This window comes from Streptomyces macrolidinus (assembly GCF_023887685.1).
In the GTDB taxonomy this organism is placed as follows: domain Bacteria; phylum Actinomycetota; class Actinomycetes; order Streptomycetales; family Streptomycetaceae; genus Streptomyces; species Streptomyces macrolidinus.
Map to the genome: position 1 here is coordinate 1 of NZ_JAMWMR010000065.1, position 6121 is coordinate 6121.

At 70.7% G+C, this 6121-nt stretch carries 7 protein-coding genes; 2 read left to right on the forward strand and 5 right to left on the reverse strand.

The features are described 5' to 3' along the window. Positions 1 to 160 precede the first annotated feature (160 nt). Both NGF19_RS30035 and NGF19_RS30040 read left to right on the forward strand, forming a co-directional pair. On the forward strand, positions 161 to 592 hold the full coding sequence (locus NGF19_RS30035; RefSeq protein WP_252429074.1) for a sec-independent translocase: 432 nt from the start codon (positions 161 to 163) through the stop codon (positions 590 to 592). A gap of 70 nt (positions 593 to 662) precedes the next feature. Continuing rightward, positions 663 to 893: a hypothetical protein gene (locus NGF19_RS30040; RefSeq protein WP_252429076.1), complete on the forward strand. Its 231-nt coding sequence runs from the start codon at positions 663 to 665 to the stop codon at positions 891 to 893. A 21-nt stretch (positions 894 to 914) separates the two neighbouring features. Here NGF19_RS30040 and tatA read toward each other — a convergent pair whose 3' ends face one another. From tatA to NGF19_RS30065, 5 genes are all read right to left on the reverse strand, one after another. Then, positions 915 to 1196 carry a Sec-independent protein translocase subunit TatA gene (gene tatA, locus NGF19_RS30045; RefSeq protein ID WP_252429078.1) on the reverse strand — a complete coding sequence of 94 codons (282 nt, stop codon included), beginning with the start codon at positions 1194 to 1196 and terminating at the stop codon, positions 915 to 917. A 121-nt stretch (positions 1197 to 1317) separates the two neighbouring features. Next, positions 1318 to 2031 carry a LytR C-terminal domain-containing protein gene (locus NGF19_RS30050; RefSeq protein ID WP_443735608.1) on the reverse strand — a complete coding sequence of 238 codons (714 nt, stop codon included), beginning with the start codon at positions 2029 to 2031 and terminating at the stop codon, positions 1318 to 1320. A 356-nt stretch (positions 2032 to 2387) separates the two neighbouring features. Continuing rightward, on the reverse strand, positions 2388 to 5069 hold the full coding sequence (gene mgtA / locus NGF19_RS30055; protein WP_372506038.1) for a magnesium-translocating P-type ATPase: 2682 nt from the start codon (positions 5067 to 5069) through the stop codon (positions 2388 to 2390). Beyond that, a complete protein-coding gene (locus tag NGF19_RS30060; protein WP_252429080.1) occupies positions 5062 to 5424 on the reverse strand; it encodes an ArsR/SmtB family transcription factor in 363 nt (120 codons plus the stop codon). The genes mgtA and NGF19_RS30060 overlap by 8 nt, the downstream gene beginning before the upstream one ends. 135 nt (positions 5425 to 5559) lie before the next feature. Continuing rightward, on the reverse strand, positions 5560 to 5946 hold the full coding sequence (locus tag NGF19_RS30065) for a hypothetical protein (protein ID WP_252429082.1): 387 nt from the start codon (positions 5944 to 5946) through the stop codon (positions 5560 to 5562). Positions 5947 to 6121: the final 175 nt, after the last annotated feature.

Genomic DNA, 6121 nt, shown 5'->3' on the forward strand with positions numbered 1-6121 from the left:
TTCCCACGGCTCAATCCTTTCGAATGTGGACTGTCTGTACCTTCACCGGTTTCCAACGCCGACCCTACCGCTACAGTTCAAACAGTTGCGCAATCTCTAAAGTATTGGCGACAGGTTGCCGCACCGGGCGGGCCGACCTGGAGACGACAAGGGGTGTCAGGTGTTCTCCGATGTGGGCCCGCTCGAACTCGTCACACTGGCGGTCCTCGCCACCCTGCTCTTCGGCCCGGACAAACTACCCGAGATCATCCAGAACGTGGCCGGATTCCTGCGCAAGGTGCGCGAGCTCTCCGAGAGCACCAAGGACGAGATCCGCTCCGAACTAGGACCGGAGTTCAAGGACTTCGAGTACGAGGACCTCCACCCCAAGAGGTTCGTCCGCAAGCACGTCCTCGACGGCGACACCCTCGGACTCGACGAGATCCGAGCCACCCTCGACCCGAGAGCGGAGCTGGCGCAGGCCGCCGACGCAGTGCGTGAAGCGGCCGACGACACTCCGGGGAGGACGGCGGCGCCGAAGCCCGTACCCCTGACGAAGGACACACAGACCGGATCACCCTCCCGCGCGACCTTCGACCCCGACGCCACCTAGGGCCAGCCGTTCCGGTTGCGACCTGCATCACGAATACCTATCAATTTGCGCAAGCTTTAAACTGGTTCGCATGAAGACGACAGACGTGACGGGATGGGAGACCGCGGTCCTCGACGGAGGGCCCGCGGACGGAGTGCGAATGAAGGTCCCCGACCGACCGCGGGTGATCCAGGTGACACACTCCTGCCAGATCGAGGCCGCCCCGCACGGCCTGCGCGCCGAAGGCGTGTATGTCTACCGCCGCGACTGCAGCGTGACCAGCGAGCCGCTGCGGTACGGGTTCGACATGGCCAGCCCCTGACGGGGACGGCGCACGGGGGACTCAGTGCGCCGAGTGACTGTCGGTGGCCGCGTGCGGGGTCGCAACCTCGCCTGGCGCTGCCTGGGCGACGCGCACCCCGGGCTCGGAGACGGCACCGCCTGTCGAGGTCTCGGACGGCTGCGCGACACCATCCTGCCTCACGACCTTCGCCTCGCTCTTGAGGATGCGCATCGACTTCCCCAGCCCGCGGACGGCCTCGGGCAACTCCTTGGACCCGAACAACAAGATGATCACGATGGACACGGCCAGCAGATGCCAGGGTTCCAGCCCGCCGCGGAACATCCCGCACGCCTCTTCTCTTCGCCGACCGGCCGCACGCGCCGGGCCCGCGCACCACATGACATTCATTGCAACATTGCGCAACTGTAAGTCTATGGCGTGAGGTCAGTCGCCTCCGTATCAGTCAGGAATCGGAGTCGGGTCTGCTGCTCGCGGCCGCGTACGCCTGGGCCGGGGTCATGGAGACGCCGTTGAGGCTGACGGTCTTGTACGTGCTGACCTTGGCGCAGGTCTCGGCCTGATCGGCGGTCTGTGCATGAGCGTTGGAGACCGCTGCCTTCGTGTCGGCGGGTGAGGGCGAGGACGAGCCGCCCGGGTACGTGGAGCCGTCCGGCCAGTCGCTGCCGATCACCAGCGTCAGGCCCGGGCCGGTGCCCTGCTTCAGGTGCGAGGTGGGCAGGTCCAGGGCCTTGGCGGCCGTCTCGGCCTCGGCCTTCTGGCCGACGCCGTACGTGAGGGCGGTGGTGGTCGTGGGGCTCGAGGCGTTGCCCGTGGTCGTACCGGAGTTGAAGCCCCGGTCGGTCAGGGCAGTGGCGATCGTCGAGGCACGGCCGGTGATGCCGGTGCCGTTCTCCACCGTCACGGCGATCTCCGAGGCGGGCACGGCCGCGGCGGCCGCTGTCGCGGAGGCCACCGCGGACTTCTCGCCGGAGCCGGTGGTCAGAGGCTGATCGCCCGCGATGGCGGTGAAGAGAGAGCTGGCTCCCTGCCCCACCACGACACGGTTGCGGTCGGCCGGGTCGGCGGCTGTCTGCATGGTCGTGAAGGTCATCCGCTTGGCGGGGACCTTGTTCACGTCGTCCGCGACCCGCCCCGTCCGTACCGCGCGACGATCCACGCGGCGCCACGCTCGGCCAACACCCGTCGCCGCCCCCATCGTGTGCGCCGCACACCGACGGCCGAGGAGCCGGTCTCCGGCGGCGCGGCAGCCAGACCAGCCAGGCGACCCGCGGCGCGCGCCAGTTCTGCCTGCAGCCGTCGCCGCCGTCCGGAAGAGCCGGCCTTCAGCAAGGCCGCGTAGAGTCCTTCGACCTCGGCCAGGGCGGCGCCCAGCCGCAGATTCGCATTACGCACTCGCCGAATGTCCCCGCCCGGCATGCATGCCCTTCCTTCGCGCCATCAGGACCTTCAATCCGTGCTCGATTATTGCGCAATAGCGCAACTCACCCGCTCGCCGCTGAAAGTCGGCACGCGTCAAGACCTGTGTGAGGCGGCGCTGAGCCGTCGTTCGTAGCGCCTCCTGGCCGCCAGGAGGCCCGCGGCGTAGAGCACGAGAACGGCCGTGAGCAGCAGGTAGTACACGGCCGGTAGCGCGGTCAGGCCGAACCACGGGCCGAGCGGTGACGGGGGCAGCAGCAGTCCGACGACGGCCAGCGCCACTGCGGCCCGGGCGACCGGACCCGGTCGGCGCCGCTCGGCAGTCCGGCGGCCGACGCTCAGGAGCACCATCACGAGGGCCTGGGTGAGCAGGTTCTCGGTGAACCAGCCGGAGTGGAACACTGCCTCGTCGTCACTGTTCCCCGGACCGTGCACGGCCAGTGCGAGGACGCCGAAGGTCGCCAGGTCGGCGACGGCGTTGAGCAGGCCGAACCCGGCGATGAAGCGCAGCAGGTCCCGTGGGTGCAGTACGGTCGGGCGGCCCAGCACCGACGGGTGCGGGCGGTCGTGAGCGAAGGCGAGCTGGGCGGCGTCGAAGCACAGGTTCTGTATGAGGACCTGTGCAGGGAGCATCGGCAGGAACGGCAGCAGCAGGCCCGCGGCGAGCATCGCGATGACGTTGCCGAGGTTCGAGGACAGCGTGATGCGCAGATACGTGGCGATGTTGCCGCTCGCCTGCCGACCCGCGGCGATGGCATGGGCGATCGCGGTGAGATCCTTCTCGGCGAGCACCACGTCGGCGCTCTCCCGGGTCACGTCGGCCGCGTCGCGCGGGGCGATACCGACATCGGCGGCACGCAGCGCCGGCACGTCGTTGACGCCGTCGCCAAGGAAGCCCACGGTGTGTCCGGCGGTCCGCAGCACGCGGGTGATCCGGGCTTTGTGGTCCGGGGTGCAGCGGGCGAACACGGTTGTACGGCTGGCCAGTTCGGCGAGTTCCGTATCGCTGAGAGCGTCGATGCGGTCTGTGGTGAGAACGTCGTCCTCGGCCACGGGAATGCCGAGGTCGCGGCAGGCACGGGCCGCGGTGCCCGGGTGGTCGCCGGTGAGGATCTTGACGGTGACGTCCCGCTCGGTGAGGACGTTCAGCGCGCCGGCAGCGGTCGGCGCGAGCGCGTCCCGCAGGGTGACCAGGCCGCGGAAGGCGAGGCCACGTTCGTCGGCGGGGGTGTAGGGGCGGGTACGGGCCGGGCGGTCCGCGGTGGCGAGTGCCAGGACGCGGAGGCCGTCGGCGGCCTGCCCGGCGGCGAGGCCGCGCAGCCGTTCACGCTCGTCCGTCCCCAGAGCACAGCGCTCCAGGACGGCCTCGACGTCTCCCTTGACGACCAGGGTGTGCATGCCGAGACGTCCTGGTGTCCGTACGACGGCGGTGGCGAGGCGGCGGACCGGGTCGAAGGGTACGGCTGCTGTTCCGTCGTACGCCAGGAGCGTGTCCTCGCCGACCGCGTCCAGGATCGCTTCGTCGAGGGCATCGGGGGTCGGCAGGTCAGCGAGTTGCAGGGTCCACCAGGCGTTGACGGCGGCCCAGTGCAGGACTTCGGGGTCGTCTTGGCCGTCCGGGGCGAGGGAGCGGTCGACGACCGGCCGGTCCTGGGTGAGGGTGCCGGTCTTGTCCAGGCACAGGACGTCGACGGCGCCGACGTCGTGCAGCGCGGGCAGCCGCTTCACGATCACGCCGTGGGTACGGGCCAGCAGCGAGGCGCCGCGGGCCAGACAGGTGGTGACGAGGACCGGCAGCATCTCCGGCGTCAGCCCCACCGCCACCGCGACGGCGAACGGCAGGGTCTCCAGGCCACGCCCGCGCAATGCCGCGTTGGCCATGAGAACCAGCGGCGGCGTGAGCAGCATGAACCGGATCAGGATCCAGGAGACGCCATGCACGGAACGGTCGAAGGCGCTCGCCCCCGCCCTGCCGGAGAACCGGCCGTGGGCTGCGGCGAACCGGGTGTGCGCGCCGGTCGCGGTGACGACCGCAGTGGCACTGCCGGACGCGACGCTGCTGCCCTGGAAACAGAACTGCGGCTGCTCGAACAGACCGCTCCCTGCCTCGCGAGGGATGTCGTCCGCGTACCTCGCGACGGGAATCGACTCCCCCGTCAGCACGGCCTGGTGCACGGTCAGGCCGCTCGCACGCAGAAGTCGTACGTCCGCGGGAACCAGGTCGCCCGGACCGAGGCGGACCACGTCGCCGGGTACCAACTCATCCACCGGGATCTCGCGGGCCGTCGGCGCCGCTGTCGTGTCCTCGTCGTCCGCGCGGCGCAGCACGGTCGCGGTGGTGGCGACCAGTTCACGCAGTCCGGCCGCGGACCGGTCGGCCCGGTGCTCGCCGGATGCGCGCAGTACGCAGCTCACCACGACCAGGAGGAGGATCACCGCGGCGGTCCCCCAGGCGAAGACGGCCGCCGACACCAGCCCGAGGCACAACAGGACCGCGGTGAAGGGGTCCCGCAGACTGCGGACGAACAGCCGCGGCCACGAGGCCGCACGCCGGTCCGGAACCGTGTTCGCGCCCAGCCGCTCCAGCCGCTCCTCGGCCTGCGCCTCCGTCAGACCGCGCGGACCGCTGTCCAGTCGGCGCAGCACCTCCAGCACGGACGGCACCGCATGTCCCGCAGGAGACCCCGCAGCACCGGCACCAGGCACCGATACGGCCAGGGGACCGGAAGCGGACGTCTCGGCGTCCCGACCCGAAGCCGCGGCAGTGGTCTCAGCCACCGGTCCCGCTCAGCCGGCGCACCGCTGCGGAGGCTCGCTGCGAGCGCGCGCTGAGCTGGCCGACCATCACCCGCACCACCGTCACGACGTCGGGGTCATCGACGTAATAGACCTGCCGTCTGCCCTCACGGCGCGAGCGCACGAGCCCGGCGAGCTTCAACTTCGCCAGATGCTGGCTGACCGCGGGCAGCGCACCGCCGACCCGGTCGGCGAGGTGCGTGACGTCACTCTCACCTTGGGACAACGCCCACATCAGGTGCAGCCGTGCCGACGAGGCGAGCAGCCCGAAGGCGGCAGCCGCCTCCGAGAGAACCCCGGCGGGTGGATCCTCGAAGCCACCGACGTTCTCCGACACAGCCCTCTCCGTCCCGCCCACATCACAGTCGCCGCACACGTGTCGACCCAGTGTAGGCGTGCGGCCTCGGAGTGCGTGCGCTGCCGGGAGACCCGGCCGCCCTCACGGACGGCCGGGCACGAGGGGACCGCTCGGTCAGTCCTCGTAGTAGTTGTTGACGACCACGTCCGGCTCGTCGTCGTCGAACGCCTCGTTCAGCAGCGCGCCACCGACCAGACCGGCCGCACCGGCACCGATGAGCGCGCCGGTGCCGAAGCGGCGCCCGCCGCCCTGCTGCTGGTCATGGTGGTCTCCGTACGGCTGCTGCCCGTACCCCTGCTGCGGATAGCCCTGCTGCGGGTAACCCTGCGGCGCGGGCTGCGGATACCCCTGCTGGGTCGGCGTGTAGAACGGCGGCGGCGTGCTCTGCACCCGCTGTGCGCATCCGCCGCACGCCTGGACCGGCCGGGCGACACCCCACTGCGGGGACCATGTCACGGTCGTGTTGCCGGGGCCGTGGTTGGGGTCGAAGAAGCAGGTCATGGAGGAACTCCCGGTAGGTTGCGGTGACGGGGCGAAGGCCGGCGCAGGCGAGGAGACGAGCGTCGACACGGGCGGGGCGGGCGGCACGGGCGGGGCGGGGGGGGCGGGGGGGCCATGGGTACGGGGGCCCCCCTGCGGCGAAAGGGAGGGATCCGGGCCGGGGGCCATATCGCGC